The organism is Actinoplanes campanulatus (assembly GCF_014647795.1).
GTDB classification, from domain to species: Bacteria; Actinomycetota; Actinomycetes; order Mycobacteriales; family Micromonosporaceae; genus Actinoplanes; species Actinoplanes campanulatus.
In genome coordinates, this window is the sequence record NZ_BMPW01000003.1 from 399,003 (window position 1) to 424,132 (window position 25,130).

25 protein-coding genes are annotated in these 25,130 nt (G+C 72.4%); 11 read left to right on the top strand and 14 right to left on the bottom strand.

Translation table 11 applies throughout. The features are described from left to right. Positions 1 to 21: 21 nt before the first annotated feature. The 6 genes from IEZ13_RS08680 to IEZ13_RS08705 form a co-directional block, all read right to left on the bottom strand. Positions 22 to 291: a hypothetical protein gene (locus IEZ13_RS08680; protein WP_183219240.1), complete on the bottom strand. Its 270-nt coding sequence runs from the start codon at positions 289 to 291 to the stop codon at positions 22 to 24. Between the two features lie 238 nt (positions 292 to 529). Next, entirely contained in the window at positions 530 to 1,774 is a 1,245-nt protein-coding gene (mshC, locus tag IEZ13_RS08685; RefSeq protein ID WP_183219242.1) for a cysteine--1-D-myo-inosityl 2-amino-2-deoxy-alpha-D-glucopyranoside ligase, read from the bottom strand. Positions 1,775 to 1,828: 54 nt separating this feature from the next. After that, positions 1,829 to 2,644, bottom strand: coding sequence for an SCO1664 family protein (locus IEZ13_RS08690; RefSeq protein WP_183219244.1), 816 nt, complete (start codon positions 2,642 to 2,644; stop codon positions 1,829 to 1,831). Beyond that, complete coding sequence (locus IEZ13_RS08695; RefSeq protein ID WP_183219246.1) at positions 2,641 to 3,228, bottom strand: DUF3090 domain-containing protein; 588 nt, start codon at positions 3,226 to 3,228, stop codon at positions 2,641 to 2,643. The genes IEZ13_RS08690 and IEZ13_RS08695 overlap by 4 nt, the downstream gene beginning before the upstream one ends. A gap of 109 nt (positions 3,229 to 3,337) precedes the next feature. Further along, positions 3,338 to 4,030 (bottom strand): histidine phosphatase family protein, encoded by a 693-nt coding sequence (locus IEZ13_RS08700; RefSeq protein ID WP_183219248.1) that lies wholly within the window; start codon positions 4,028 to 4,030, stop codon positions 3,338 to 3,340. Beyond that, positions 4,030 to 5,082 (bottom strand): LLM class F420-dependent oxidoreductase, encoded by a 1,053-nt coding sequence (locus IEZ13_RS08705; RefSeq protein ID WP_183219249.1) that lies wholly within the window; start codon positions 5,080 to 5,082, stop codon positions 4,030 to 4,032. The genes IEZ13_RS08700 and IEZ13_RS08705 overlap by 1 nt, the downstream gene beginning before the upstream one ends. Before the next feature lie 138 nt (positions 5,083 to 5,220). On the opposite strand from IEZ13_RS08705, the gene IEZ13_RS08710 reads away from it, so the two are divergent. Further along, positions 5,221 to 6,219: an aldo/keto reductase gene (locus IEZ13_RS08710; RefSeq protein WP_183219250.1), complete on the top strand. Its 999-nt coding sequence runs from the start codon at positions 5,221 to 5,223 to the stop codon at positions 6,217 to 6,219. A gap of 110 nt (positions 6,220 to 6,329) precedes the next feature. Continuing rightward, on the top strand, positions 6,330 to 6,521 hold the full coding sequence (locus IEZ13_RS08715) for a DUF5703 family protein (protein ID WP_183219252.1): 192 nt from the start codon (positions 6,330 to 6,332) through the stop codon (positions 6,519 to 6,521). A gap of 141 nt (positions 6,522 to 6,662) precedes the next feature. Here the strand turns inward: IEZ13_RS08715 and IEZ13_RS08720 are convergent, their stop codons facing one another. After that, on the bottom strand, positions 6,663 to 7,340 hold the full coding sequence (locus IEZ13_RS08720) for a hypothetical protein (protein WP_183219253.1): 678 nt from the start codon (positions 7,338 to 7,340) through the stop codon (positions 6,663 to 6,665). Positions 7,341 to 7,362: 22 nt separating this feature from the next. After that, the gene (locus IEZ13_RS08725; RefSeq protein WP_183219254.1) at positions 7,363 to 8,670 is read right to left on the bottom strand and encodes a M20/M25/M40 family metallo-hydrolase; all 1,308 of its coding nucleotides are present in this window, start codon (positions 8,668 to 8,670) and stop codon (positions 7,363 to 7,365) included. Positions 8,671 to 8,792: 122 nt separating this feature from the next. On the opposite strand from IEZ13_RS08725, the gene IEZ13_RS08730 reads away from it, so the two are divergent. Then, positions 8,793 to 9,350 (top strand): hemerythrin domain-containing protein, encoded by a 558-nt coding sequence (locus tag IEZ13_RS08730; protein WP_183219410.1) that lies wholly within the window; start codon positions 8,793 to 8,795, stop codon positions 9,348 to 9,350. Positions 9,351 to 9,475: 125 nt separating this feature from the next. Continuing rightward, positions 9,476 to 10,459 carry a LysR family transcriptional regulator gene (locus IEZ13_RS08735; RefSeq protein ID WP_183219255.1) on the top strand — a complete coding sequence of 328 codons (984 nt, stop codon included), beginning with the start codon at positions 9,476 to 9,478 and terminating at the stop codon, positions 10,457 to 10,459. 44 nt (positions 10,460 to 10,503) lie between these two features. On the opposite strand, the gene IEZ13_RS08740 is transcribed toward IEZ13_RS08735, so the two are convergent. Beyond that, a complete protein-coding gene (locus IEZ13_RS08740) occupies positions 10,504 to 13,029 on the bottom strand; it encodes an ATP-dependent Clp protease ATP-binding subunit (RefSeq protein WP_183219256.1) in 2,526 nt (841 codons plus the stop codon). A gap of 119 nt (positions 13,030 to 13,148) precedes the next feature. Here IEZ13_RS08740 and IEZ13_RS08745 point away from each other — a divergent pair, with 119 nt between their 5' ends. The 5 genes from IEZ13_RS08745 (at position 13,149) to IEZ13_RS08765 (ending at position 18,619) form a co-directional block, all read left to right on the top strand. Beyond that, the gene (locus IEZ13_RS08745; RefSeq protein ID WP_229794554.1) at positions 13,149 to 13,589 is read left to right on the top strand and encodes a PIN domain-containing protein; all 441 of its coding nucleotides are present in this window, start codon (positions 13,149 to 13,151) and stop codon (positions 13,587 to 13,589) included. A 285-nt stretch (positions 13,590 to 13,874) separates the two neighbouring features. Then, the gene (locus IEZ13_RS08750) at positions 13,875 to 14,135 is read left to right on the top strand and encodes a hypothetical protein (RefSeq protein ID WP_183219414.1); all 261 of its coding nucleotides are present in this window, start codon (positions 13,875 to 13,877) and stop codon (positions 14,133 to 14,135) included. A 4-nt stretch (positions 14,136 to 14,139) separates the two neighbouring features. Then, a complete protein-coding gene (locus IEZ13_RS08755) occupies positions 14,140 to 15,045 on the top strand; it encodes a hypothetical protein (protein ID WP_183219257.1) in 906 nt (301 codons plus the stop codon). Between the two features lie 42 nt (positions 15,046 to 15,087). Further along, complete coding sequence (locus tag IEZ13_RS08760; RefSeq protein WP_183219259.1) at positions 15,088 to 17,895, top strand: FtsK/SpoIIIE domain-containing protein; 2,808 nt, start codon at positions 15,088 to 15,090, stop codon at positions 17,893 to 17,895. Between the two features lie 19 nt (positions 17,896 to 17,914). Then, a complete protein-coding gene (locus IEZ13_RS08765; RefSeq protein ID WP_183219261.1) occupies positions 17,915 to 18,619 on the top strand; it encodes a hypothetical protein in 705 nt (234 codons plus the stop codon). Here the strand turns inward: IEZ13_RS08765 and IEZ13_RS08770 are convergent. Beyond that, a complete protein-coding gene (locus IEZ13_RS08770; protein WP_183219263.1) occupies positions 18,588 to 18,758 on the bottom strand; it encodes a hypothetical protein in 171 nt (56 codons plus the stop codon). The genes IEZ13_RS08765 and IEZ13_RS08770 overlap by 32 nt on opposite strands. On the opposite strand from IEZ13_RS08770, the gene IEZ13_RS08775 reads away from it, so the two are divergent. Next, the gene (locus IEZ13_RS08775; RefSeq protein ID WP_229794555.1) at positions 18,757 to 19,566 is read left to right on the top strand and encodes a DUF72 domain-containing protein; all 810 of its coding nucleotides are present in this window, start codon (positions 18,757 to 18,759) and stop codon (positions 19,564 to 19,566) included. The genes IEZ13_RS08770 and IEZ13_RS08775 overlap by 2 nt on opposite strands. A gap of 106 nt (positions 19,567 to 19,672) precedes the next feature. Here the strand turns inward: IEZ13_RS08775 and IEZ13_RS08780 are convergent, their stop codons facing one another. The 4 genes from IEZ13_RS08780 to secA2 form a co-directional block, all read right to left on the bottom strand. Further along, complete coding sequence (locus IEZ13_RS08780) at positions 19,673 to 20,098, bottom strand: TraR/DksA family transcriptional regulator (RefSeq protein WP_183219265.1); 426 nt, start codon at positions 20,096 to 20,098, stop codon at positions 19,673 to 19,675. Positions 20,099 to 20,297: 199 nt separating this feature from the next. Next, positions 20,298 to 20,930: a nucleoside/nucleotide kinase family protein gene (locus IEZ13_RS08785; protein ID WP_183219267.1), complete on the bottom strand. Its 633-nt coding sequence runs from the start codon at positions 20,928 to 20,930 to the stop codon at positions 20,298 to 20,300. A 47-nt stretch (positions 20,931 to 20,977) separates the two neighbouring features. Then, entirely contained in the window at positions 20,978 to 21,454 is a 477-nt protein-coding gene (locus IEZ13_RS08790) for a winged helix-turn-helix domain-containing protein (RefSeq protein ID WP_275408358.1), read from the bottom strand. 443 nt (positions 21,455 to 21,897) lie between these two features. Further along, positions 21,898 to 24,189, bottom strand: coding sequence for an accessory Sec system translocase SecA2 (gene secA2 / locus IEZ13_RS08795; protein WP_183219271.1), 2,292 nt, complete (start codon positions 24,187 to 24,189; stop codon positions 21,898 to 21,900). 178 nt (positions 24,190 to 24,367) lie between these two features. Between secA2 and IEZ13_RS08800 the strand changes: the two genes are divergently transcribed. Further along, entirely contained in the window at positions 24,368 to 25,108 is a 741-nt protein-coding gene (locus IEZ13_RS08800) for an ATP-binding protein (RefSeq protein ID WP_183219273.1), read from the top strand. Positions 25,109 to 25,130: the final 22 nt, after the last annotated feature.

The following is a 25,130-nucleotide window of genomic DNA, read 5'->3' on the forward strand; positions in this document are numbered from 1 at the left end:
ACGCGAGTGGAAACGGGATTGTCACCAGCCCCAGATGTTGTTGTCGTCGCCGGCCTGGGCCGAGTTCTGGACAGTGATGCTGGAGTTGTACTTGCCGATCTGGTTGGTGTACGCCTTCTGGGAGGAAACGTTGTTCACGGTCGGCCGCTGGTAGTACGGCTGGTAGCAGTTGTAGTACCCCTGGTAGCCGCACGTCGGGGTGCTCGGGGCAGCCTGGGCGGGGGCGGACACTGCCAGGGCGGCGCCGGTCGCGAGGAAGAGGCCACCCAGGTACAGAGCCGTCTTGCGCATGGTGTTTCCTTTCGGATTTGGGGTTTGGCTTGTTGTGCCAAGGAGAATCTTGGACGGAGCGGCCCGCGATCGCTGGGATTTGAGCGAACAACTTCCGCCGTTTCACCTAATAGAGGAAACTCCCGAAACCCGGCGAGAATCTGGCTAGGGTCACGCGGGGCGTTTCTCTTCCCGAACGGCTCCCGGGTACGCGAAAGGCCCCCGTCCAAGCGTGGACGGGGGCCTTTTCTGAATGGTCTTACAGGCGCACGCCGAGAAGGGCATCCACCGTTCGTGTCATCAACTCCGGCGCGCCGGAGTCGTCGCCCACGCCGGTCAGCGCCGCCTCCGCCCAGGCGTCCACGAGAGACAGCGCGGCGGGCGCGTCCAGGTCGTCGGCGAGCGCCTCACGGACCGCCGCCAGGAGGCCGGCCCCGGACGGCCCGGACGGCGCGGCGGCCGCCTCCCGCCACCGGGCCAGCCGCGACTGGCCCTGCTTGAGCACGTCGTCGGTCCAGTCCCGGTCGGCGCGGTAGTGCCCGGAGAGCAGGCCGAGCCGGACCGCCATCGGGTCCACCCCGTCACCGCGCAGCCGGGACACGAAGACCAGGTTGCCGCGCGACTTCGACATCTTCTCGCCGTCCAGGCCGATCATCCCGGCGTGCACGTAGTGCGCGGCGAACGGCTCCGCCCCGGTCAGCACCTCGGCGTGGGCCGCCGAGCACTCGTGGTGGGGGTAGAGCAGGTCGCTGCCGCCGCCCTGCACGTCGATGGTGTCGCCGAGCAGGCGGAGCGCGATGGTGGCGCACTCGATGTGCCAGCCCGGGCGGCCGGGACCGAGCTCGCCGCCGTCCCACACCGGCTCGCCGTCGCGGGCGCCGCGCCACAGCAGCGGGTCGAGCGGGTCCCGCTTGCCGGCCCGCTCCGGGTCGCCGCCGCGCTCCGCGGAGAGCACCGTCATCTCGTCGCGCGACAGGTGCGACTCGTAGCCGAACCGGGGCGCGGCGGAGAGGTCGAAGTAGACGTCGCCGGTGCCGTCGCCGAGCTGGTACGCGGCCCCTTTCCCGACCAGTTCGACGACGTGCTCGACGATTCCCGGAATGGACTCGACGGCGCCGACGTAGTGGGCGGGCGGAATGATCCGCAGCGCCTCCATGTCCTCCCGGAAGAGGGCGGTCTCCCGCATCGCCAGAACGATCCAGTCCTCGCCGTCGCGCTCGGCGCGTTCCAGCAACGGGTCGTCGATGTCAGTCACATTCTGCACATATCGGACATCGTTTCCGAGGTCCCGCCACATACGATTCACCAGATCGAAGGTGATCATCGTGGCGGCGTGCCCGAGATGGGTGGCGTCGTACGGCGTGATGCCGCAGACGTACATCGTGGCGCTGCCGGCCGGCGTGCTGGGCTGCGCCGACGCCCGCGCCGTGTCGTACAGCCGCAGCGGGGACCGCGCGGGCGAGTCCGGCAGGGTGGGTACGTCGTGGCCGGTCCATGCATCCATGAAGGGAGCCTAACCAGCTGCCCCGGAAGGGGCCCCAGGGCGTGAGCTAAACCTCTAGATCGGCGGCCAGGGAATAGCCGGCCAGTCGGTCGGCGGCTGGGGGAACCGGTCCGCCCGCAGCAGCCGCTTCACCCGCAGCCCGACATGCTGCACCTCGGCGACGGTCAGATGCTCCTCGAGCGCCGCGCCGAGCGGGCCGACCAGCTGCTCGCCGAGCCGGGTGAGCACCGCCGTGCCCTCGCCCGGCAGCGGCCGGCCGGTCCAGCCCCAGAGCACCGTGCGCAACTTGTTCTCCACGTGGAAGCTGACCCCGTGGTCCACCCCGTGCAGGCCGCCGGTCGCCGGATAGAGCACGTGCCCGCCCTTGCGGTCGGCATTGTTGATCACCGCGTCGAAGAGGGCCAGCCGGGCCAGGCGCGGGTCGTCGGCGTGGGCCAGCGCGAACGCGTCGCCGTCGTCGTCGCGTGCGGCGGCCACCGGGATCCAGCCGGGCGGCACGTCGTACGCCGGGACGAACCCGATCAGCCCGGGCACCTCCTCCGGCTCGTCGATCCAGAGTTGCAGCGCCCCGGGGCCGAGCGGCCCGTCCCGCAGGATGGTGGGCGGCACCAGATCCCACCCGGTGGCCCGGGAGACCAGGTAGGCCGACACCTCACGACCGGCGAGCGTGCCGTCCGGGAAGTCCCACAGCGGGCGCTCGCCGCGCACCGGCTTGTAGACGCAGCGCCGGGTCAGCCCGTCCAGGCTGATCTCGGCGCGCAGGGTGGTGTTGGAGGCGTCCACCAGGCGCCCCTCGATCTCGATCCGCCCGCGCCCGAGCAACTCGAGCGCGTCGGCCTCGGCCAGCACCGACGTCGGCTCCGCCGTCACCGGTGGTAGCCGTTGTGCCGGGGACAGAGGTGACCGGCCGGGTCGAGCGGCTGGCCGCAGAGCGGGCACGGCGGCCGGCCGGCGGCCACGACACGGCGGGCCCGGTCGATGAACGCGCGGGTCGCCTCGGGGGTGAGCCGCACCCGGAGCCGGTCCAGATCGTCGTCCGGCTCGTCGTCGTCGGCTTCCTCGTCGTCCTCGTCGTCGAGCGGGCTGCCGGAGAGATCGGCATCCGGTTCACCGGCCTCTATCGCCTCGATCACGACGGTGCTGGTGTCCACGTCGAAGGCCAGGCCCAGCGTGCCGACGCGGAACTCCTCGTCGACCGGGGTGTCGAGCGGCTCGTTGTCGTGCCCGACCGTCAGCGCGGCCTCCGGCAGCGTGACGCCGAACCGCTTGTTCGCCTCGAGGAGCAGCTCCTCCAGCTTCTCGGCGAGCAGCGACACCTGGACCTTCTCCAGCGCGACGCTGATCACCCGGCCGCCACCGCGGGCCTGGAGATAGAAAGTGCGGTCCCCCGGCTCGCCCACCGTCCCGGCGACGAACCGCTCCGGCGGCTCGAAGGCATGCACTTGGTGGGTCATGCGGACAACCCTAGCCATCCGCGGCGGTAACCGCGCGGGCCAAGGTCCCCGGTTCGCCGAGGGCGCAAACCGGCCCACGCTGCGACGATACAGCGATCACGCAGCGTCGTCAGACCCCGCCTCCGGCGCCACCACCCACGGCCGCGTCACTCTCCGCGGCCCGCTCCCGCCCATCGATCTTCGGGGGTACGAGCGAGCCCAGTTCACCGGTCTCGTTGAGGCGCACCACGAACGGCCGCCCGGCGGTGTACCGGATCGCGGTGATCGACGCCGGGTCGGCCACGATCCGCTGGAACTGGTCGAGGTGCAGGCCCAGCGCGTCGGCCACGATGGCCTTGATCACATCGCCGTGGCCGCACGCCAGCCAGACCGCGTCCGCGCCGTGCTCGGCGGTGATCTTCGCGTCCCAGGAGCGGATCGCCTCGACCGCCCGTGCCGACATCGCGGCCATCGACTCGCCGTTCGGGAAGACGACCGCGCTGGGGTGGTGCTGGACGACCTGCCAGAGCGGCTCCTGGGCCAACTCCTTGAGCGGCCGGCCCTCCCAGTCGCCGTATCCGCACTCGGTCAGGCCCTCGTCCAGCACCGGCTCGGCGCCCGGCACCGCCAGCCCGACCGTCTGCCGGCAGCGGATGAGCGGGCTGGAGACGACCGCGGCCAGCGGCAGCCCGTCCAGGCGGGCGGCCACCCGGGACGCCTGGGCACGGCCGGTGTCGTCCAGCTCGACCGGCCGGCGCCCGGCGAGCTCCCCGGAGGCGTTCGCGGTGGTCCGGCCGTGCCGGAGCAGCAGGACGGTGGCCACTAGCGGCCCACGCCGGACTCTTCGAAGGCCTCGGCCACGATCCGCAGCGTCCGCAGACCGCTCTCCAGACCGCCCACGTACGGGCTGATCGACAGCGTGCCGACACCTGCCGCCGCGTACTCCTCGATCCGTTTCCGGACCTGCTCGCGGGTGCCGATGATCGAGGTGCGCTCGATGAACTCGCGGGGCAACGCGGCCGCCGCCTCGACCGGCTTCCGGCTCAGGTAGAGGTCCTGCACCGTCTTCGCCTCGTCGGCGTAGCCGAGCCGGACCGCGAGCGCGTTGTAGAAGTTCTGCTCGCGGCTGCCCATCCCACCGACGTAGAGAGCCGCGTACGGCCGGATCACGTCGGCGCAGGCGTCCAGATCGTCGCCGATCGCCACCGGCACGCTGGCCACCACGTCGAAACCGGACAGCCCGAGGCCCCGCTTGGCCCGCCCGGCCGCGATGTGCCGCAGTTGGTCGCCGCACGCGTCCGGGGCCAGGAAGATCCCCAGCCAGCCGTCGGCGATCTCACCGGCCAGCTCCAGGTTCTTCGGGCCGACCGCGGCCAGATAGACCGGGATATCGGTGCGCGCCGGGTGGAAACCCAGCTTCAGCGGCTTGCCGGCGCCGCCGGGCAGCGGCAGCGTGTAGTGCTCACCCTGGTAGGACACCGCCTCACGGGACAGCGCCTGCCTGACGATGGCCACGTACTCCCGGGTGCGGGCCAGCGGCTTGGCGAACCGCACACCGTGCCAGCCCTCGGACACCTGCGGGCCGGAGACGCCCAGACCCAGCCGGAACCGCTTGCCGGACAGGGTGTCCAGGGTGGCGGCGGTCATCGCGGTCATCGCCGGGGTCCGCGCCGGGATCTGCATGACGGCCGCGCCCAGGTCGATCCGCTCGGTCTGGCCGGCGATCCAGCCGAGCATGCTCACCGTGTCCGAACCGTACGCCTCGGCGGTCCAGACCACCGAGTAGCCGAGCCGGTCCGCCTCCCGCGCCATGGCGAGATGATCGGCGGGAGTGCTCCACGCCGTCTGATAGCCGAGGCTGAGTCCGAGCCGCACCGAGCTGCCCTCCCGAGATCTTGACGAGTCTCGGGCAAGCGTACTGACCGAGGACCGACCCGTTTCGGTCCGGTAACCGACCCACCCGGCTGAGCCTCGAGCATTTCGCGAAAGGGCTGGTCTGAATAAGGTTCACTCATGCATCAGCGACCGCTCGGCCGAAGCGGGCTAGCGGTTTCGCGGCTCGCGCTCGGCACCATGACCTGGGGCCGGGACACCGACCCCGACGACGCGGCGGATCAGCTGAAGATCTTCCTGGAGGCGGGCGGCACGCTTCTGGACACCGCCGACGTGTACGGCGACGGCGACGCCGAGTCGGTGATCGGCTCGCTGCTCGACCACCTGGTCCCCCGCGACGAGGTGGTGATCGCCACCAAGGCGGGCCTCACCCCGCACCGCTACCGCCCACGCGACGGCTCCCGCGGCAACCTGCTGCGCTCACTGGACGCGTCGCTGCGCCGGCTCGGCACCGACTACGTCGACCTGTGGCAGGTGCACGGGTACGACGCCCAGACCCCGTTCGAGGAGACCTTGACCGCGCTGGACCACGCGGTGGCCAGCGGCCGGGTCCGCTACGTCGGCGTGTCCAACTTCGCCGCCTGGCAGACCGCCCGCGCGGCCACCTGGCAGGCCGCCCACCCCGGCCGGGCCCCGATCGTGGCCGCCCAGATGGAGTACTCACTGTTGGAGCGCGGCATCGAACGCGAGATCCTGCCGGCCGCGGCCGCCCTCGGGTTCGGCGTGCTGGCCTGGTCGCCGCTCGGCCGCGGGGTGCTCACCGGCAAGTACCGCAACGGCCGCCCGCTCGACTCGCGGGCCGCCTCCGAGCACATGGCCCCGTTCGTACAGACCTACCTGGAGCCACGCAGCTCCAGCATCGTCGAGGCGGTGGTCACCGCGGCGAGCGGCCTGGGAGTGTCCCCGCTGGAGGTGGCCCTGGCCTGGATCCGCGACCGCCCGGGCGTGGCCGCCCCGGTCCTCGGCGCCCGCACCGCGGGCCAGTTGGAGGGCGCCCTGCGCAGCGAGCACCTCACCCTCCCGGCCGAGATCGCCTTCGCCCTCGACGACGTCTCCGCGATCGAGGTCGGCTACCCCGAACGCGAGGGCGCCAGCCACCCCCACAGCTACTACGGCTGACGATGCCCGTTGAACGGGACCGGCGCGATCGACCAGGGCGGTCGCTGTTCTGGAGGATAAGCGCTGGTCAGTGCTTGTCGTCGGTCAGGGTGCGGAGCATATTAGACGCCATGGACTACGAATACGCGCCGCTACGGTTGCCTTCGAATGTCGATCGTCTGACCGCGGCGGCGCAGCTCGCCATCCAGGCCGAGTTCTCCGGCTGGGAGCTGGCCAGGGTTCAGCTCTTCGCCGACGGCACGCGCAAGGTGATGCTCCGCCGTCGCCTCCAGCCCACCCCGCAGCCCGGCCTCAGTTACTGAAACCCGTTCGGCAGACGCCGAACGGGTTTCTTCATGACGATGCCCGACCGGCGGGGACCGCGACCAAAGTCGCGGCGCGCCCGTCGGTGCCCTCGACACCGACGGGCGCGTCGCAGCGAGCCGGAGGCGAAGCAGTCAGGCTCAGTGCTTGTGACCGGCGTGGTCGTGGTCGTGGTCGTCCTCGTCGGGCAGGAACGGGTGCTCGTCGAGACGGCCGACCAGCAGGTCGCCCTCGACCGGGGCGAACGGGCCGCTGCCGTCCGCGTCGTCGAAGGCCTCCAGGTCGAGCGGCTCGGTCACCTCGGTGACGGTGAGCAGGCCGTCGAGCGGCTCCAGCTCGGGCACGTCGAGCGAGGCGAGCGACCCGTCGCCGGCCTGCAGCAGCTCGAGCACGGCCTCGCCGACCGACTCGACCGGGCCCGCGTCCTCGTCCTCCGGGACGGAGCTGCGCCGGGCCGCCTCGGCGACCCGCAGCAGGGCGGTGACGCTGGGCACCCGGTAGTCGCGGCGCTGCCGGACCGAGACGACCTGCGGGTACGGGTCGGCACCCGGCCCGCCCGCGGAGTCGGCCAGCTGACCGAACCGGCGGTCCGCCTCGTCCGGGTCGATGGACTCGACGTCCCACGGCGTGACTTCGCCGAAGGCGTCCAGCAGCTTCTCGTCGTACGCGAAGGAGGCGTTGTTGAGATCGACATACGCCTGCCAGACGTCGTCGTCGTCGATGCGGCCGGCGGCCGTCTTGACGGCCGCGAGATGCGCCCGCGCCGCCTCGACCACCCGCTCGAGAGCCTCGTCGAGCTCGGCGTTCTGGTCAGTCATGGAATTGGGGGTCCTTCCGATTTCAGCTGTTTCGGAGCAAACGGTCGAGCACACGCACGCCGAACTTTAGTCCTTCCACCGGAACTCGCTCGTCGATGCCGTGGAAGAGGGCACTGAAATTGAGATCCGGAGGCAGCCGGAGCGGCGCGAAGCCGAAGCAGCGGATGCCGAGCGTGGCGAAGGCCTTGGCGTCGGTGCCGCCGGACATCAGGTACGGCACGGTACGCGCTCCCGGGTCCTCGGCGCGCAGCGCGGCCCCCATGGCGTCGACCAGGGCACCGTCGAAGGAGGTCTCCACGGCCGGCTGCTGGTGCACGTGCTCGATCTCCAGGTCCGGCCCGATCACGTCACGCAGTTCGCGCAGGAACGCGTCGGCGTGGCCCGGCAGGGTCCGGCAGTCGATGGTGGCCGACGCCCGGCCCGGGATGACGTTGTCCTTGTAGCCGGCTTCCAGGCGGGTCGGGTTGGCGGTGTTGCGCAGGGTGGCGCCGATCAGGTTGGCGATCGGGCCGAGCTTGGCGACCGCGAGCTCCGGCTCGTCCGGGTCCAGCTCGATCTCACACGCTTCGCTGACCTGCTCCAGGAACGCCCGTACGGTCGGGGTGACGATGGTCGGGAACCGGTGCCGGCCGACCCGCGCGACGGCCTCGGCCAGCGCGGTGACCGCGTTGTCGTCGTGGATGAAGGAGCCGTGGCCGGGCCGCCCGGTGGCGTGCAGCCGCAGCCAGTCGAGTCCCTTCTCGGCGGTCTGCACGAGATAGAGACGGAGGTCGTCGTTGACGGTGTACGAGTACCCGCCGACCTCGCCGATCGCCTCGGTGCAGCCTTCGAACTCGTCCGGGTGGTTGCGGACCAGCCACTGGGAGCCGTACTCCATGCCGGCCTCCTCGTCGGCGGTGTACGCCAGGACGATGTCGCGTGGCGGGACGTAGCCGGTGCGCTTCCACTCGCGGACGACGGACAGCACCATGGCGTCGAAGTCCTTCATGTCGACCGCCCCGCGGCCCCACAGGTAGCCGTCCTTCTCCTCGCCCGAGAACGGCGGGACCGACCACTCGCTCGCGTCGGCCGGGACGACGTCGAGGTGCCCGTGGACGAGCAGCGCGCCCCGGGACGGGTCGGCGCCGGGTATCCGGGCGATCAGGTTGGCCCGTTTCGGCGCGGACTCCAGCAGCCGAGACTCGATCCCGACCTCGCCGAGCTTCTCCGCGACGTACTCGGCGGCGGCCCGCTCCCCCACGGTGGTCCGCTGGTCGCCGGTGTTGGTGGTGTCGATGCGCAGCAGGTCACGGCAGAGCCCGGTGACCTCGCTCTCGGCGGTGGTGTCCATCCGCCCTTCTTACCAGCCGAGTGTAAAGAGCCTTCAGTCCGATCTTCGGGTGGCGGGCGGGGCGGTCGGATGGGGTGTTTAGGCGGAGATCCGGGAAGGGTATCGGGACGGGCGTGTCTGACGTGAATCTTTTCCCGCTGCCGCCGACCGGCGGCGAGACCTCCGGGCGCAGCATCGTCGACGTGGTCGGCGAGCAGCACCGGCGGATCCTCGCCCTGACCGAGCGGCTGAGGACGGCGCCCGCCGACCGGCGGCTCGCCGACGTGCTGATCGCCATCGTGTCCCGGCACCTGAGCGCCGAGGAGCAGTATCTCTACCCGGCGGTCCGGACCGCGGTGCCCGGCGGTGACCAGATCGCCGACCGGGAGCTGGCCGAGGACGAGCAGCTGCTGCGGTTGCTGAGCGAGGGCGACGTGGGCGAGTTCGGCCCCGCGATCGAGCGGCACGTGGCGGCCGACGCCGGGGAGTTGCTGCCGCTGCTGGAGCAGATGGTCTCGGCCGAGGATCTGATCCGGCTCGGCAACCGGTTCGAGACGGCCGAGGAGGCGGCGCCGACCCGCCCGCACCCGGCCACGCCGTCGTCACCGCCGTGGAACAAGGTGGTCGACCCGATCGTGGGCGTGGTGGACAAATTGCGGGACGCGGTCACCGCACGTGCCACCTACATGAGCGATCTGTGACGATAAATGGATTACAGGCGGTAAGAACCGTCTGTCCTGTTCGTTCATACGTTTGTCACAGGTCGCCGATCATTCCACGCTTCCCGGACTAGCATTCCCTCCCGTTCTAGTCCTAACGTCACGCTATGAACCTCGAGCTGCGGCATCTGAAGGTGGTCTGCGCCATCGCGGAGACCGGCAGCGTGACCAAGGCCGCGTCACAACTCGGCCTTGCCCAGCCTGCACTCACCGCCCAACTCCAGCGGATCGAGCGCACTCTGGGTGGCCCGCTGTTCGATCGTGACCGCCGGGGCGCACGCCCCACGGCCCTGGGAGAGCTGGTGCTGTCCCGCGCCAGGGTGTTGCTGCCAGCGATGAAGGGCCTGCAGGACGAGGCGGCCCGGCTGGCCGCCGGCGGTGGGCACGACACGATGAGCAGGTACCGCATCGGCGCCATCAGCGGCCCGGTCGTGGCACACCTGGTGCACCGCCTGTCGGCGACCCAGCCGGAGGCGCAGATCTCCACCCACGCGTCCTACTACATCTCCGAGCTGTCGAGCATGGTGCTCGCCGGCAAGCTGGACTACGCGCAGGTGGGTGTCTGCGGCGACGCCATCCCCTCGGCGGAGTACGGGCTGGTCTGGGAGACGATCGGCATCGACGCGGTCTGCGTGCTGATGCCGGAGGACCACCCACAGGCCAAGAACATGGAGGTCGACCTGGCCGACCTGGCCGATGAGCACTGGGTGGCCAGCGCCGGGGACGGCTGCTTCGCCGACTGTTTCGCCGCGGCCTGCGCCCGGGCCGGCTTCGCCCCGCGCCGGGTGCTGGAGTCGGACGTCCGCAACTGCGTCGACATGGTGGAGCTGGGCTCCGCGATCGGGCTCTGCCAGCCCACCTTCCGCGCGCCGGCCGGGCTGGTCAGCCGGCCGCTGATGGGAGCGCCGCTGCGCTGGCGGATGATCCTCGGCTGGCACCCGGACTCGCAGGCCGCCCGCAGCGCGCCCAACCTGATGGGCCACGCGCAGGAGGCGTACCAGGAGATCCTGGCCCGCAACGAGAACTACATGGAGTGGATCCGCACCCAGACCCATCTGGGCGGCGGCAGCAGCCAGCTGGCCGCGGCGTGACGCGGACGGGCGCCCTGGCGTGAGGGCGCCCGTCGCCACCGGGATCAGACCGCGGCGGTCAGCGCGACATCGAAGGTGAGCGAACCGTCGCGGGCGTCCACCCGGACCGTCCGGCCGGGGGCGAGATCCGCCGCGAGCAGCATCTTCGACAGCCGGTTGTCCAGCTCACGCTGGATGGTCCGGCGCAGCGGCCGGGCTCCGAACTCGGGCTGGAAGCCCCGCTCGGCCAGCCAGTCCACCGCCGCCGGGGTGATGTCCATGGCGACGTCCTGGTCGTGCAGGCGGCGCCGGGTCCCCTCGAGCAGCATCTCGGTGATCCGGTGCAGCTGGTCGTCGTCCAGCTGCCGGAAGATGATGATCTCGTCGATCCGGTTGATGAACTCGGGCCGCAGCTGCTCCTTGAGCCGCCGGTCGAGCCGCTCGCTCAGCTCCTGGTCGGGGGAGCGGCCGGTCTCCGCGCCGCCGAAGCCGACGCTGCGGGTGCTGCCGTTGATCAGGTCGGCGCCCAGGTTGCTGGTCATGATCAGGACGGTGTTCTTGAAGCTGACCGTCCGCCCCTGGCTGTCGGTGAGCCGCCCGTCGTCGAGCACCTGGAGCAGGATGTTGAAGACGTCCGGGTGCGCCTTCTCGATCTCGTCCAGCAGCACCACGCTGTAGGGCCGCCGCCGGACCGCCTCGGTGAGCTGTCCCGCCTCGTCGTAGCCGACGTACCCGGGCGGCGCCCCGACCAGCCGCGACACCGTGTGCCGCTCCTGGAACTCGCTCATGTCCAGCCGGATCATCCGGTCCGGCTCGCCGAACAGCGCCTCGGCCAGTGACCGGGCCAGCTCGGTCTTGCCGACGCCGGTCGGGCCGAGGAACAGGAAGCTGCCGACCGGACGGCCCGGGTCGCCCAGTCCGGCCCGCGACCGGCGGACCGCCTCGGCGACCGCGCTGACCGCCTCGTCCTGGCCGACGACGTGCCCGTGCAGGTGCTGTTCGAGGCGGAGCAGGCGGTCCCGCTCGACCTCGGTGAGCTGGGCCACCGGGATACCGGTGGACCGAGACACCACCTCGGCGATCTCGTCCGGCGTCACCCGCGGCACCCCGGCGGTGCCCGCGCCATCGCCGGCCAGCTTCGCTCTCAGCGAGTTGATCTGGTCGCGCAGCCCGGAGGCCTGCTCGTAGTGCTCGGCGGCGACCGCCTGGTCCCGGTCCCGGGACAACTGCTCCAGCCGGCGCTCCAGCTCACGGTGGTCGGCGTCCGGCGTCTTGGTGCGCAGCCGGACCCGCGCGCCGGCCTGGTCGATCAGGTCGATCGCCTTGTCCGGCAGGAACCGGTCGGTGATGTACCGGTCGGAGAGCACGGCCGCGGCGTCCAGCGCCTCGTCGGTGATCCGGACCTGGTGGTGGGCCTCGTAGTTGTCCCGCAGGCCGCGCAGGATCGCCACGGTGTCCTCGACGCTGGGCTCGCCCACCAGCACCGGCTGGAAGCGGCGGGCCAGGGCCGCGTCCTTCTCGATGTTCTTGCGGTACTCGTCGAGCGTGGTCGCGCCGATCACCCGCAGCCGCCCGCGGGCCAGCGCCGGCTTGAGCATGTTGCTGGCGTCCATGCCGCCGCCCTCGCCGCCACCGCCCACCCCGACCAGGGTGTGGATCTCGTCCAGGAAGACGATCAGGCTGTCGCCGGAGGCCTGGATCTCGTCGATGACCTTCTTCAGGCGCTCCTCGAAGTCGCCGCGGTACTTGGTGCCCGCCACCAGGCCGGCCAGGTCGAGCTGGACGACCCGCTTGTCCTGGAGGGTGAGCGGCACCTCGCCGTCGACGATCCGCTGGGCCAGGCCCTCGACGATCGCGGTCTTGCCGACGCCGGCCTCACCGATCAGCACCGGGTTGTTCTTGGTACGCCGGGACAGGATCTCGACGGCCTGCTCGATCTCCTCGGCCCGCCCGATCACCGGGTCGATCTCGCCGCGCCGCGCCGACTCGGTCAGATCCAGGCCGAACTGTTCCAGCGTGGGCGTGGGGGCGGCCGGGGCGTGGGTGACGCCGGACGGCTTCGGCAGCTCGCTGTGGTGCGGGATGGTGCGCGGGTCGACGATCCGCCCGGCCAGCAGCCGGCCGGCCGTGGAGTCGGTGTTCAGCCCGAGCGCCATCAGGATGTGCTCCGGGCCGATGTAGGAGGCGCCGACCGCCCGGGAGATCTGCAGGCTGTCCAGCAGCGCCCGCTTGGCGGCCGGGGTCAGCGCGATGCTCTCCGGTAGGTCGCCGGCCGTGTCCACCGAGCGGCCCATCTCGGCGAGGAGCCGATCCGGGTCGGCGCCGGCCCGCCGTACGGTCTGCTTCATCGGCTCCTGCTGGAGCACCGCCCAGAGCAGGTGATCGGTGTCCAGGTCGGCCGGACGGCCGGCACCGGCCAGCTCGGCGGCACGGCGTGCCGCATCGGCGAGCACCTGCCGGGCGTCGTTGCTCATGTAACGCGCGATGTCGAAACGCTGCGCCGACCGGCGCGGCTCGGCCGGGCCGAGGAAGCGCGCGAACAGGTCGTCCCACTGGCCGGGCCCAGCCGGCCCGAACGATCCGATGCTCATCTGTCTCTCTTCTCCTGATACCTCGGGCCTGGGTCCCCGCAGTGGGCTACCCGGCCGCCCGGGCGGCAAACTCACGCCGCTAGATCACGCGAAAACTTGACTCCAGTAGGCTCAACTTCATGGTCGTCCCCTCCGATCCACCCTCCCTGACCCCGGAGTTCTTGGCGCCCGATTCTCGCGACCCCGATGTCCCGCTGGTGGTCGTCGACGGCGCCAACGTCGTCGGCTCGGTTCCGGACGGCTGGTGGCGCGACCGGGCGGGCGCGGCCGAGCGGCTCCGTGACCGCCTGGCCGCGGTGCCCGCCGCCGGCCTTCCGGACGTCCCGGCCCCCGTCGAGGTGGTCCTGGTGGTCGAGGGCCGGGCCAGGGACATCGCGCGGGCTCCGGGCGGTGTGCGCGTCGAGCGCGCCTCCGGCTCCGGCGACGACAAGATCGTTGATCTGGTACGGGTGAGCGCCGCCACCAGGCGCACCATCGTCGTGACCGCCGACCGTGGACTCCGTGCCCGGGTCACCGCCCTGGGCGCCGAGGTCCGCGGCCCCTCCTCGGTCCCCCGCTGACGCTCTCCACGGCTCTGCGGCCGACCCCCGGTCGAGGGCGTGTCGGTCACCCGGGGGGGCGGGTGTCGGGCCACCGCCGATCCGGAGCACCGGGCCCCCTGCCTCCACTGTGGATCTTCGTTCGATACGATCCCACCTGCGCGATCTTCGGCCGTGCCGGGGGAACCCGGCGCCGTGCCGCGCCTGGCACGGTCTGCCAAATCCGGGCGACCGAGGACAGCCGGGCCGGAACCGGGCGGTAGGCTGGGACCGCAAGTCGTGAAACCCGCACAGGAGGCTGCCCGGGTGGCCAGTGTCGCCGAACTCAGAGCTGCCGTGGAGGCCGCGCTTCAGCAGGTCACCGAGGGGCAACAGGCGATTCAGGCAGCGAAGGAGAAGCTCGGCGAGGCCCAGCAGAGCCTGGCCGCCGCCCTCGACGGCAGCGCCAACGACGCGGTCGGCGCCGCCCACGCCTCGCTCTCGCACGCCGAGCAGCAGCTGGAGGACGGGTTCAACGCCACCGTCGCGGCGGTCGAGCAGGCGCACACCTACACGGCGAGCCTCTGACGCGATGTCGCTGCTCCAGGAACTCGGCGCCCAGCTCCGGGCAACCTCCGACGACCTGCCGATGGGGCTGGTGACGGCGGCGATGGAGAAGCTGCGCGCCGCCACCGAGCTGATCCGCTGGGTCCAGGAGGAGTCCAGTCAGGACATCGGCGTGGCCCGGCTGGGCCACGCCACCGAACACGTGGAGAACGCGGCCGCCGCCCTGCGGGGCGCCCAGGAGGCCCTCGACCGCTACCTCGCGGTCCTCGGCCTGACCGGTGTGCCCGGCGCCCCGGCCGGCCAGGAGTGGCGCGAGGGCCTGCGCCGCGAGGAGGAGCGCCCCCGCCCGGAGCGGATCGAGGCCGAGCGGGTCGAGACGCTGGGCCCGTGGTGGCAGCGGCGGGTCGCCGAGCTCACCGGCGAGCAGCCGCCCGGCGAGCGCTCCGGGTCCGGCGAGCCCCCGGACTCCGCCGAGCTGCTGCGCCGGATCGCCGCCGGGGTGCGCTCCGGCGACCGGGCCAGGCTCGGGCGCGAGCTGCACGCGGTGAACGCGTCGACCGGCCTGGGCCTGTCCGCGGTCACTCCCCCGGTGCTGCACCGGCTGGCCGGCGACCTGCTCGGCCACGATCCCCGCCCGGAGGACGTGCCCCGCCTGCGGACGGCCGCGGAGGGCCGGGTCCGGGCGCTGCTGCCGGGCACCGAGCCGGGTGTGCTGGAGACCCTGCTGGACCGCATCTGCCGGGTGCCGGTCAAGGAGCAGCAGGAGAAGCGCGGCGACCGGCCGCCGGGCCACCCGGCCGACACCGCGGTGACCGCGAGCGTCCTGACCGGGATCCTGCTGGCCCGGCTGGGCCGCGACGCGGACGCCCTGTCCCCGGACGCACCGGAGCCGGCCCGGTCGCGCCCCGGCGCCCCGGAGGACGACCGGTGAGCCGCACCCGGATTTCCGTAACTGCGACGATGCCGGCAGGTCATGGCTGAATCCACCAAACACCGGGTGATGGAGATCCGCGCCGGGCTGTCCCACGCGCTCGGCGCCGCGCAGGTGGCGCTGCAGCGGGCGCAGGCGGCACTGGAGGAGGCCGAGGCGCGGCACCGCAAGGTCGGCGCGGCCGCGACGGCCCGCCGGCGGAAGCTGGCCGCGACCCGGGACGAGCGGATCCGTGAGATCGACGCCTGGCACGACACCGAGCTGGCGGCGCTGGCCGGTGCGGCGGCCGGCGCGGCCGACCGGGCGGCGCCGGGCGCGGCCGGCGAACCCTGGCACAGCTGGGAGGTGACCCCGCTGGAGGCCGCCGCCGAGCTGCGGGTGGGCCGCCTCATGCTGCCCGAGGCGCCGGTGCCGTCACCGGTCCGTACCGAGCGCCCCGGGACCACCGGGCCGGGCGACGGCGATGCCTGGGCCGGTGGCGCGTGGGCCGGCGCGCCGGGCGAGGTCACCGAGCCGCCGGCCGGGCCGGAGAGCGAGCCGCCGCCAGTGACCGGGCCGGCCGGGGAGGACGGGCCGCCCGAGGTGCCGGCCCTGGTGCGGCTGCTCGACCACGGGCACATCGTGATCGAGGGCGACCGGCGGGCCGGTGACGACGTGGCGGCCGGGTTGCTGCTGCGGGCGCTCGGCAGCAGCCCGCCGGGACACGTCCAGATCATCGGGTACGACCCGGAGAGCCTGGGCGGTGGCCTGGCCGGGTTCGCGCCGCTGGCCAGCGCCGGGGTGCTCACTTTCGTCGGGCCGGGCGGGCTGGAGAAGCTGCTCGACGAGCTGGTCGGGCACGTCCGGCGGATCAACGAGACGGTGCTGGCCGGGGAGTATTCGTCCTTGCGCGAGTTGCACCGGGCCACCAGGCGCCGCCCGGAGCCGTGGCGGGTGGCGGTGCTGCTCGGCGGTGGGGAGCTGTCCCGGCACGAGCGGTCCCAGCTGGACCGGCTGTTGCGTACCGGGGCGGCGTGCGGGGTGCACCTGGTCATCCGGGGGCTGTCCGTGGAGCCGGGCCCGGACGTCGAGTCGGTGGCGGCCGCTCCCGGTGACGGCGCCCGGATCGGGAGCGCCGGTGCGCTCCCGGTCCGGCTGGATCCCGGCCCGCCGCCGGCCCTGGTGACCGTGACCTGCCGGCAGATCGCCGAGGCGGTGGCCGCCGGCCCGGCCCCGGTGGCGCTGGACAGCCTGCTTCCCGGCGCCGGTGACGAATGGCGGGAGGAGTCGGCCACCGGGCTGACCGCGCCGCTCGGCGACAGCCCGCAGGGTCCCCGGGTGCTGGTGACCTTGAGCGACTATCCGCCGCACGCGCTGATCGCCGGACCGTCCGGCACCGGCAAGACCAACTTCATCTACGCCTGGCTGGGTGCGCTGGCGGCCCGCTACTCCCCCCGTGAGCTGGCCTTCTACCTGCTCGACTTCAAGGAGGGGGTGTCGTTCGCCCGGTTCGCGCCGGGCCGGCGGGACCCGACATGGCTGCCGCACGTGCGCCTGGTGGGGGTGAACGTCAACACCGACCGGGAGTTCGGGCTGGCGCTGCTCCGGTTCCTCAGTGGTGAGCTGCGGCGCCGGGCCGACGCCGCCAAGCAGCACGAGGTCACCAACCTGGCCGAGCTGCGCGCCGAGGATCCGGAGGGGTCGTGGCCGCGGATCGTGGCGGTGGTCGACGAGTTCCAGGTTCTGCTGGCCGGCCGGGACGCGGTCGCCGCCGAGGCGGTCGACCTGCTGGAGGACCTGGCCCGGCGGGGCCGCTCGCAGGGCATCCACCTGATCCTGGCCAGCCAGGACGTGTCCGGCATCGAGGCGCTGTGGGGCCGGCCGGCGCTGGTGGCCCAGTTCAGTCTGCGGATCGCGCTGCCCCGGGCCCGCCGGGTGCTGGCCGAGACGAACGCGGCGGCCGACTCGCTGCCCCGCTACCACGCCGTGGTGAACGCGGACTCCGGCGCGACCGAGGCGAACCGGGTGGTCCGGGTGCCGGCGGCCGGCGACCGGGAGCAGTGGTCCGCGCTCCAGCACCGGCTGTGGCGGCGGCGCCCGCCCGAGATGGGGCCGCCCCGGCTGTTCGACGGTGACGTGGTCCCTAAACTCGCCGACAGCCCGGACTTCCGCGGGCTGCGGGCCGCCGCGTCGCCGGCCGCGCCGATCGCCCTGCTCGGCGAGACCATCGACGTGACGGCACGCTCCGCTCGTACCGTGCTGCGCCGTGCCCCCGGCCGGAACCTGGCCGTTCTCGGCACCCGGGTGGACGAGGCCTGTGCCGTGCTGGCGACCGCGGGCCGCTCGCTGGCCGCGCAGTTCACCCCGGAGGGCGCGCGGTTCTCGGTGGTCTGCCTGGACGCCGACGCCCGGGCGGCCGCCGAGGCGCTGCACGCGCGGATCCCGGACTGCGGGTGGTACGACGCGGAGAACGTGGACTGGCTGCTCGAGGACGCCGCCGCGGAGGCGACCGCCGCGTGGCCGGCCGACCGGCCGCACTTCATCCTGATCTACGCGGCCGACGCGCTGCCCGGCGGCAAGGCCGCCGGTGACCAGTTGCGCACGGTGCTGCGGCAGGGCCCGGAGCGGCGGCTGCACGTGCTGGGCTGGTGGCGCGGGGCCGGGTTGCTGCGGGACAGTCTCGGTGGGCACGCCGCCCGGACCGACGCGATCGGCTCCTGGGTGGCCCTGGACGTGCACGGCAGCGAGCTGTCGCCTTACTACCCGGGGACGGGCGCGCCGAACTGGTACCCACGCCCGTGGCGCGCCCTGCACTTCGACCGCTCGGTCCATCGCGGCGCCGAGGTGCTCATCCCCTACGGAAACGCATGACCGAGGCGGAGGTGGCGCCATGAGCGAGCTGGAGCCGGCGGACTTCGAGCGGGCGGACTACCGGACGGTGCTGCGCCGCCTCACCACCCTGGACGAGCGCGCGGCCACCCTGCGCGACGAGGCGCACCGCTGGCACACCGAGCGCCGGGCCGCCGCCGACACCGCGGTCCGGGAGGCCGCCGGCCAACTGGAGGACGCCGAGCTGGCGGTCCGCCGGGCCCGGCGCGACCTGGAGCACGTGGATGCCCGCGCGGCCGGGCTGTGGTCGGAGTTCGTGCACCGGATCGGGCCGGCCGCCGAGCGGTTCGGGCGTACCCTGCCGCCGGCCAGCATCCCCCGGCAGCGCGGTGACCGGGACGCGGCGGACTATCTGGACGAGGTGGAGAGCCGGGTCAAGTACACGCCTCCGGCCCGGCCGATCACCTTCGGCACCAAGCTGGTCTTCGTACTGCTGGGGCTGGCCGGCGGCCTGCTCGGGGTGACCGGCAACCTGCTGGTCACCCGGACCGGCGAGGCTGCCGGCGGCGAGTGGCAGCAGGCCGCCCCGGTGGTGGCGCTGCTGGTGCTGCTCTGTTGCCCGGTCCTGGCCGTGGTGACGGCGAAACTCATCGCCGACCGCCGTGAGACCAGCCTGGACACGGCCGCCGTGGTGACGGTCCTCGGCACCGGCCTGCTGACGGCCGGGCTGCTGTTCAGCGCGGTGCGGTTCGCCCAGCCAGGCTGACCCGCCGCTGCGCCTCCTCGCGGAGGGCGGCCGGCACGTCGGGCCCGCTGTCGCCGCCGCCGTGTGCTTCGTCGTACTCGTAGTCGCCGGACGGCTCCTCCGGCTCGTCGGTCCGCTGTTCGTCGGGTGTCTCCGTCATGAGACGGAAGTTACCCGGGTATGGGGACGGCATGCTGTGGATCGGGACCTCGGGATGGCAGTACCGCGACTGGCGGCCGGAGAAGGGGGCCGACGGCGCCGGGTTCCTGTATCCCGCCGGGCTGCCGCAGCGGGCGTGGCTGGAGCACTACGCGGAGGCGTTCGCGACCGTCGAGGTGAACAACGCGTTCTACCGGCTGCCGGAGCGGACGACGTTCGAGCGGTGGCGGGAGCGGACGCCGGACGGTTTCCGGGTCGCGGTCAAGATGAGCCGCTTCCTGACGCACGTGAAGCGGCTGCGCGAGCCGGCCGAGCCGGTGGCCCGTTTCCTGGACCGGGCGTCGGGGCTCGGCGACCGGCTGGGCCCGGTGCTGCTGCAGCTGCCACCGACCCTGCGGGCCGATCTCGGCGCCCTGGACGAGACGCTGGCCCGTTTCCCCGGTGAGGTCCGGGTAGCGGTGGAGCCGCGGCACGACAGTTGGTTCACGCCCGACTGCGAGCGCCTGCTGCGACGGCGCGGTGCGGCGCTCTGCTGGGCCGACCGGCGCGGGCGGCCGGTCACCCCGCTCTGGCGCACCGCGGATTTCGGATATCTACGGCTTCATGAAGGAGCCGCGAAACCCTGGCCCCGTTACGGCCGGGCGGCGCTGAGGTCGTGGCTGGACCGCTGCGACGGACCGGAATTCTTTGTGTTCTTCAACAACGATCCGGGTGGCGCCGCCGTGATCGACGCATGTGTGATGGCGGCCGAGGCGGCGCGCCGCGATCGGCGGATCAGCCGGGTTCCGCGGGTCCGGCCGCGCCGGTAATCGGTGCGGAATTGCGCGCGCGTGATGACGGCCACCATTGTCGGAAATGACGTCGGCGGATTCGGCGAATCCCGGGCCCGCCGCGCGGACGGGCCCGGACGACCGGTCAGCTGGCGCGGCGCTCGCGCACCTGCTTGCAGTTGACGCACGTGGTGGCCGAGGGGAACACCTCCAGGCGCTCGACCGGAATCGGGTTCGAGCAGCCCTCGCAGTTCCCGTACGTCCCCTCGTCCAGCCGGTGCAGCGCGTGCTCCGCCTGGGTCCGCCGGTCCAGCAGCGTCCGCAACAGCGAGGTCGCGGCATCGCGCTCCGCCGTCTTCGATCCGCTGTCGGCCTGATCGTCGCCGGCCGCGTCGCCGATCTCGACCAGCCGAAGCCGGGTGTTCTGGGCGACGGCCTCTTCGTACTCGGTGTTGAGCTCCTCGAACCGGCTCTGCAGGATCACCCGGATCTGCTCGATCTCCTCGACCGACCGTAAGCCCTTCGCCGCGCTCGCGCCCTTACCCGCAACAACCGCTCCGTTGACGAGCATGCAGTCCCCCTGCCCTTCCCTCAGCCCCAGCCGGTGGCCATCCGCCGGGTCACCCTCGTCCCGGCCGGCTCCACATGTGGAGCCGGTCGATACCCACCGCCGGAGATCCCAAACGGGACCCCCGCGAAAAAGTAACCGGAGCATAACTGTCAGTGGTCGGATCCGCCACGGACTCGGCACGCGGGTCTTGTGCCGAGCGTCACCAATCGCTCACCACCAGCGCCGGGCGCTTCGGGTCGTCGAGACGAACGACCACGTCAGCGATGGTTTCCGGGGCCACCTCGGCGGTGTAGCGGTGGTACGCCGGAAGCGTCCAGGCGGCCTCCGGCGGGGTACGCCGCGACAGCGCGGCCCGGGACAACTCGAGATGGACGGAATAGTCGAAGGGCAGCCCCGAACCGAGCAGGAGCGGGCCGCTGACCAGCACGATCGCGGTGGCCGGGAGCTGACGGTAGGGCTGGCGGGCGGCCCGGTCGGCGGTCGCGTCCCAGAGACGCTCGACGATCCGCCCGGAGCCGTCCGGGCCCGCCGGGGCCAGCACCTCGCGGATCAGCCCGGCCTCGTCGAACCAGCCCTCGTAGAACGAGTCCGGATTGGTCCGCCCGAACTCCAGCCGCACCGAGGCCGGGCGCAGGAAATCCCTGGTCCCGACCCGCACCGCCGGGCGGCCGCGGACCCGCAGCGGGTCGACGAGAGCGTCGGCCAGACGGGCCGGGTCGGCGGCATCCGCCCCGTCGACGGCCACCCGGAGATTTTTGTCGGATTCCCGACTGGCGAGACGGTCGGCGAGATCCTCGACCAGGACCTCGAAGGAGAGCGGGCGGACGCGCATCCGTCAGTGGCTCTCGTTCGCGACGGTGGAGATCATGTGGAAACCGGTCAGTCGTGCGGCAGGACCACGATGCGGGCGTCGTCGGCCAGCCGGTAGCCCACGCCGTACACCGTGGTGATGAGCGGGAGCTGCCCGCCCAGCTTGAGCCGCAGCCGGCGGACGTGCACGTCCACGGTCCGCTCACCGGCCCGCTCGTAGCCCCACACGGCGGCCAGGAGCTGCGCCCGGGTGAACACCCGGCGGGGCCGCTCGGCGAGGTACTGGAGGAGGTCGAACTCGAGCCGGGTGAGCGGCAGCGCCTCCCCGTCCAGCAGCGCCTGACGCGACGCGGTGAGCAGACGCACCTCCGGGCCCGCGGGAACGCTCTCCGGCTCGTCAGCGACCGGCTCGGCGGCGTCCACGGGCGGCGCCTGCTCGACGGTCACCGTCCCCCGGCTCAGCTCGACCAGCTCACGGACAGCGGCGAGCAGCCGGTGCGCCTGTGGCGATATCGCATCGCCGGTGAGCGGAATCGCGAGCGTCACGGTCAGCGCGGGCTCGGCGGAACGACGACCGGCGCCTCGGCCCGGTCCGGCGGAACGACGATCGGCTCGCGGCGACAATGCGCTGACCGGCATTGGTGTATCCCCCAGAATTTGCTGCGGCAAGCGAATATGACTGATCACTCTGCGTAAAGCGGGGACGATATTTCCCGCTTTACCGATCGCGGGTCAAGTCGCCAACCACAGTGTGGGAAAGACGTTCCATATTGTCGCGCGTCACACAAATGCATTCCGGGAACGTTTTCTGTCGGCCCGATTAAACGCCGCTGAACGCGGGCAGTGGTGAAACGTGGTACAGCTCGACGTGGGGGCCCGTCGCCGAGGGGCGATCCGGGCGGCCACGGAGCCGAAAAAGATTTCAAACTGTGCGGGGTTACAGAAGACGCTGGGGCGCCGCACGAGCGGCGCCCCAGGAGAGCAATCTCTCAGCCGCCCGACGTGAGGCGACGGCCGACGGCCGCGATCAGCCGGTCCAGTTCGGAGCCGAACGGGTTGTCGTGCACCAGGTACGTCCAGGTGGCGCTGGGCCGGACGATCTCCGCCCGGTCCGGCTGCCAGCCGTCGGTGAGGTCGACCTCCTCGAAGGTCTCGATGGTCCGCGCTTCGACCTGGGTGAGCAGCTCCTGGAAGGCGGGCACCGCGGCCCGGTGGAACTCGTCCAGCGGGTCCAGCTTGCCCAGCGCCCGCAGGTGCACGCCCTCGCGCACCTCGGACAGGTAGGCCAGGTGCTCGGCCCACAGCCGGTCCAGGTGGTAGAGCGCGATGGCACGGGCCGAGTCGGACAGCACGTCCTCGTCGGTCTCCTCGGCCTTCTCCTTCACCTTCTCCAGCAGCATGATCGCCGCCACCTCGGAGGTGAGCAGGCGCTCGCGGCGCTCGGCCAGCAGCAGGCGCTGCTGCTCGATCACCACGCTGTACCGCCAGGTGTTCTTGTGGATCTCGTGGTTCACGCCCTCGGCGACCCGCTGGGCGTGCTCCACCGCGTACTCCACCTGGGAGTCGTGCACGACGCCGTCGATGTCCATCCGCGGGGAGGCCGGCAGGACGTCGGCGGCGTGCCGGAAGACCAGCTCGTCCTCGAGGCTCACGAAGAACACCGAGCGGCCCGGGTCGCCCTGCCGGCCGGCCCGGCCACGGAGCTGGTCGTCGACGCGGCGGCTGTCGTGGCGGCCGGAGCCGATCACGTACAGCCCGCCGAGCTCGACCACCCGGTCGCGGTCCTTCTCGTCGCTGCCGCCGAGGCGGATGTCGACACCACGGCCGGCCATCTGGGTGGAGACCGTCACCGCGCCGAGCGCGCCGGCCTCCGCGATGATCTCGGCCTCCTCGGCGTCGTTCTTCGCGTTCAGCACGTTGGACGGGACCCCGGCGTCGGCGAGCTGGCGGGCAAGCCGCTCGGAGGCCTTCACGTCCAGGGTGCCGATCAGCACCGGCCGCCCCGACTCGTGGGCGATCTTGATCTCCTCGACCAGGGCCTCGTCGCGCATGTCGTGCGCCGAGTAGATCCGGTCGACGTCGTCCTCACGGATGTTCGGGGTGTTCGACGGGATGACCGCGACCTCGAGCTTGAAGTACTCCCGCAGCTGCTCGCCGACGTGCACGGCGGTCGCCGTCATGCCGCAGACCGTCCGGTAGAGCGCGATGAACGCCTGCACCGTGATGGTGTCCAGCACCTCGCCCTCGGCGGTGGCGGACAGGCCCTCCTTCGCCTCGACGGCCGCCTGGAGCCCGTCCGGCCAGCGGCGGCGCTGCGCCACCCGGCCGCGCATCTCGTCGATCAGCTCGACGCCGCCGTTGCGGACGATGTAGTCGACGTCGCGGCGCAGCAGGGCGTGCGCGTGCAGTGCCACGTTCACCGCGGAGAGGACCTCGACCTGGTCGTCGGCGTACAGGTCGATGCCGCCGAGCCGCTCCTCGACGTGCTTGAGCCCGTCGTCGGTGAAGGCCACGCTGCGGCCGTCCTCGGCCACCTCGTAGTGCTTGCCCTTGCGCAGCTCCTTCATCAGGGCGGCGGCCTCGTGCACCGGGTCGCTCTCCACCGCGGTGCTTCCGGCCAGCACCATCGGCACCCGGGCCTCGTCGATCAGGATCGAGTCGGCCTCGTCGACGATGCAGGTGGCCAGGTCGCGCTGGACCCGGTCGGCCACGTCGGTGACCAGCTGGTCGCGCAGGTAGTCGAAGCCGGCCTCGCTCACCGACACGTAGGTGACGTCCGCGGCGTACGCCTCCCGGCGCTCCTCCGGCGTCATCAGCTCGGTCACCGAGGCGACGGTGAGGCCGAGCAGCGTGTAGATCGGCTCCATCCACTCGGCGTCGCGCTTGGCGAGGTAGTCGTTGACGGTGAGCACGTGCACCGGGCCGTTGCCGAGGCGGGTGTGCCCGTACGCCGCGATCGTGGCGGTGAGCGTCTTGCCCTCACCGGTGGCCATCTCGGCGACCCGCTTGTCGAGCAGGGCCATGGCGCCGAGCAGCTGCACGTCGTACGGCCGCTGGCTGATCGCCCGGCGGGCCGCCTCGCGCCCGATGGCGCAGATCTCGGCGTAGTCGGTCGCCTCGAGGGCGGCCTCGGTCAGTGCCGCGTCGTCGAGCTCCCTGAGCGCATCCTCACGCGCCTCGATCGCACCGAGCCGCTTCGACAACGGCCCCAGGTCCACCGTCGTGCCCGGACGCTGGAGAAACTTGCGGAACCGGCTCTTCAGCCGCTGCGACACACCCATGGCGCGCAACGGTACTTCATTTTGCCCCGTCTCAGGCGGCTGACTCCCGCCCGCCCATCAGAAGGTGATCACCGCGGGCGGCTTCATGGCTGTGACCAGGAGTTCTTTCCGACGTTTGCGCCGGGCGGGCGCAGGGCACCTCAGGTGGTCGACGTCCGCCGGCGGAGGAGGAAGGGGAATGCCCAGCCAGCTGGTCTGCCGTCCGGAGCAGGATCTTCCGGCCGCGGTCCTGGCCATCAGCGGCACCCTGGACCGGATCACCGGCGACGCGCTGGGCGCCGCGATCCGCCGCAGCCTCTCGGTGCAGCCGTCCCGGGTGATCCTCGACGTCACCCGGTTACGCATCGGTGACCCGCTGGCCCTGCCCGCCCTGGGCGAGGTCGTCTGCCGGGCCGAGGAGTTCCCAGCGGTGCCGATCGTGGTGTGCGGCGCCGATCCGGCGACCCGGGCCGCGCTCGCCGCCGAACCGGGGTGCGCCGCCCTGGAACTGGCCGACGGGCCCCCGGAGTCCCTGGCCGGGGCGCGGGCCGAGCCGGATCCGCCGGCCGTCCGGGCCCGCCTGCGCCCGGTGCCCGAGGCCTGCCGCCAGGTCCGCCACCTCGTCACCCAGGCGTGCGCCGGCTGGCAGCGCTCCGACGTCACGGCGACGGCCGCGCTGGTCGCCACCGAACTGGTCGCCAATGTGGTCCGGCACGCCCACACCAGCATGGATTTCACGCTGCGGCTGCGCGGTGGACGGCTCATCGTGGCGGTACGCGACCGCGACCGCCGCATGCCGCGCGCCCTCGACCCCGGGGTCACCGACGTGGGCGGCCGCGGCCTGCGCCTGATCCGCGACCTCACCGAGACGTGGGGTGTCCTGCCGGTCAGCGACGGCAAGGTCGTCTGGAGCCGGCTCACCGCCGGAGCCACCGCATGACACCCCGCGCTCCGCCGAGGCC

What these genes read in the sequence shown, in the direction of transcription:
- IEZ13_RS08680 (WP_183219240.1), bottom strand. Translation starts at nt 291, where the DNA reads ATGCGCAAGACGGCTCTGTACCTGGGTGGCCTCTTCCTCGCGACCGGC.
- mshC (WP_183219242.1), bottom strand. Translation starts at nt 1,774, where the DNA reads ATGGATGCATGGACCGGCCACGACGTACCCACCCTGCCGGACTCGCCC.
- IEZ13_RS08695 (WP_183219246.1), bottom strand. Translation starts at nt 3,228, where the DNA reads ATGACCCACCAAGTGCATGCCTTCGAGCCGCCGGAGCGGTTCGTCGCC.
- IEZ13_RS08710 (WP_183219250.1), top strand. Translation starts at nt 5,221, where the DNA reads ATGCATCAGCGACCGCTCGGCCGAAGCGGGCTAGCGGTTTCGCGGCTC.
- IEZ13_RS08715 (WP_183219252.1), top strand. Translation starts at nt 6,330, where the DNA reads ATGGACTACGAATACGCGCCGCTACGGTTGCCTTCGAATGTCGATCGT.
- IEZ13_RS08720 (WP_183219253.1), bottom strand. Translation starts at nt 7,340, where the DNA reads ATGACTGACCAGAACGCCGAGCTCGACGAGGCTCTCGAGCGGGTGGTC.
- IEZ13_RS08725 (WP_183219254.1), bottom strand. Translation starts at nt 8,670, where the DNA reads ATGGACACCACCGCCGAGAGCGAGGTCACCGGGCTCTGCCGTGACCTG.
- IEZ13_RS08735 (WP_183219255.1), top strand. Translation starts at nt 9,476, where the DNA reads ATGAACCTCGAGCTGCGGCATCTGAAGGTGGTCTGCGCCATCGCGGAG.
- IEZ13_RS08740 (WP_183219256.1), bottom strand. Translation starts at nt 13,029, where the DNA reads ATGAGCATCGGATCGTTCGGGCCGGCTGGGCCCGGCCAGTGGGACGAC.
- IEZ13_RS08745 (WP_229794554.1), top strand. Translation starts at nt 13,149, where the DNA reads ATGGTCGTCCCCTCCGATCCACCCTCCCTGACCCCGGAGTTCTTGGCG.
- IEZ13_RS08755 (WP_183219257.1), top strand. Translation starts at nt 14,140, where the DNA reads ATGTCGCTGCTCCAGGAACTCGGCGCCCAGCTCCGGGCAACCTCCGAC.
- IEZ13_RS08760 (WP_183219259.1), top strand. Translation starts at nt 15,088, where the DNA reads ATGGCTGAATCCACCAAACACCGGGTGATGGAGATCCGCGCCGGGCTG.
- IEZ13_RS08765 (WP_183219261.1), top strand. Translation starts at nt 17,915, where the DNA reads ATGAGCGAGCTGGAGCCGGCGGACTTCGAGCGGGCGGACTACCGGACG.
- IEZ13_RS08775 (WP_229794555.1), top strand. Translation starts at nt 18,757, where the DNA reads ATGAGACGGAAGTTACCCGGGTATGGGGACGGCATGCTGTGGATCGGG.
- IEZ13_RS08770 (WP_183219263.1), bottom strand. Translation starts at nt 18,758, where the DNA reads ATGACGGAGACACCCGACGAACAGCGGACCGACGAGCCGGAGGAGCCG.
- IEZ13_RS08780 (WP_183219265.1), bottom strand. Translation starts at nt 20,098, where the DNA reads ATGCTCGTCAACGGAGCGGTTGTTGCGGGTAAGGGCGCGAGCGCGGCG.
- IEZ13_RS08785 (WP_183219267.1), bottom strand. Translation starts at nt 20,930, where the DNA reads ATGCGCGTCCGCCCGCTCTCCTTCGAGGTCCTGGTCGAGGATCTCGCC.
- secA2 (WP_183219271.1), bottom strand. Translation starts at nt 24,189, where the DNA reads ATGGGTGTGTCGCAGCGGCTGAAGAGCCGGTTCCGCAAGTTTCTCCAG.
- IEZ13_RS08800 (WP_183219273.1), top strand. Translation starts at nt 24,368, where the DNA reads ATGCCCAGCCAGCTGGTCTGCCGTCCGGAGCAGGATCTTCCGGCCGCG.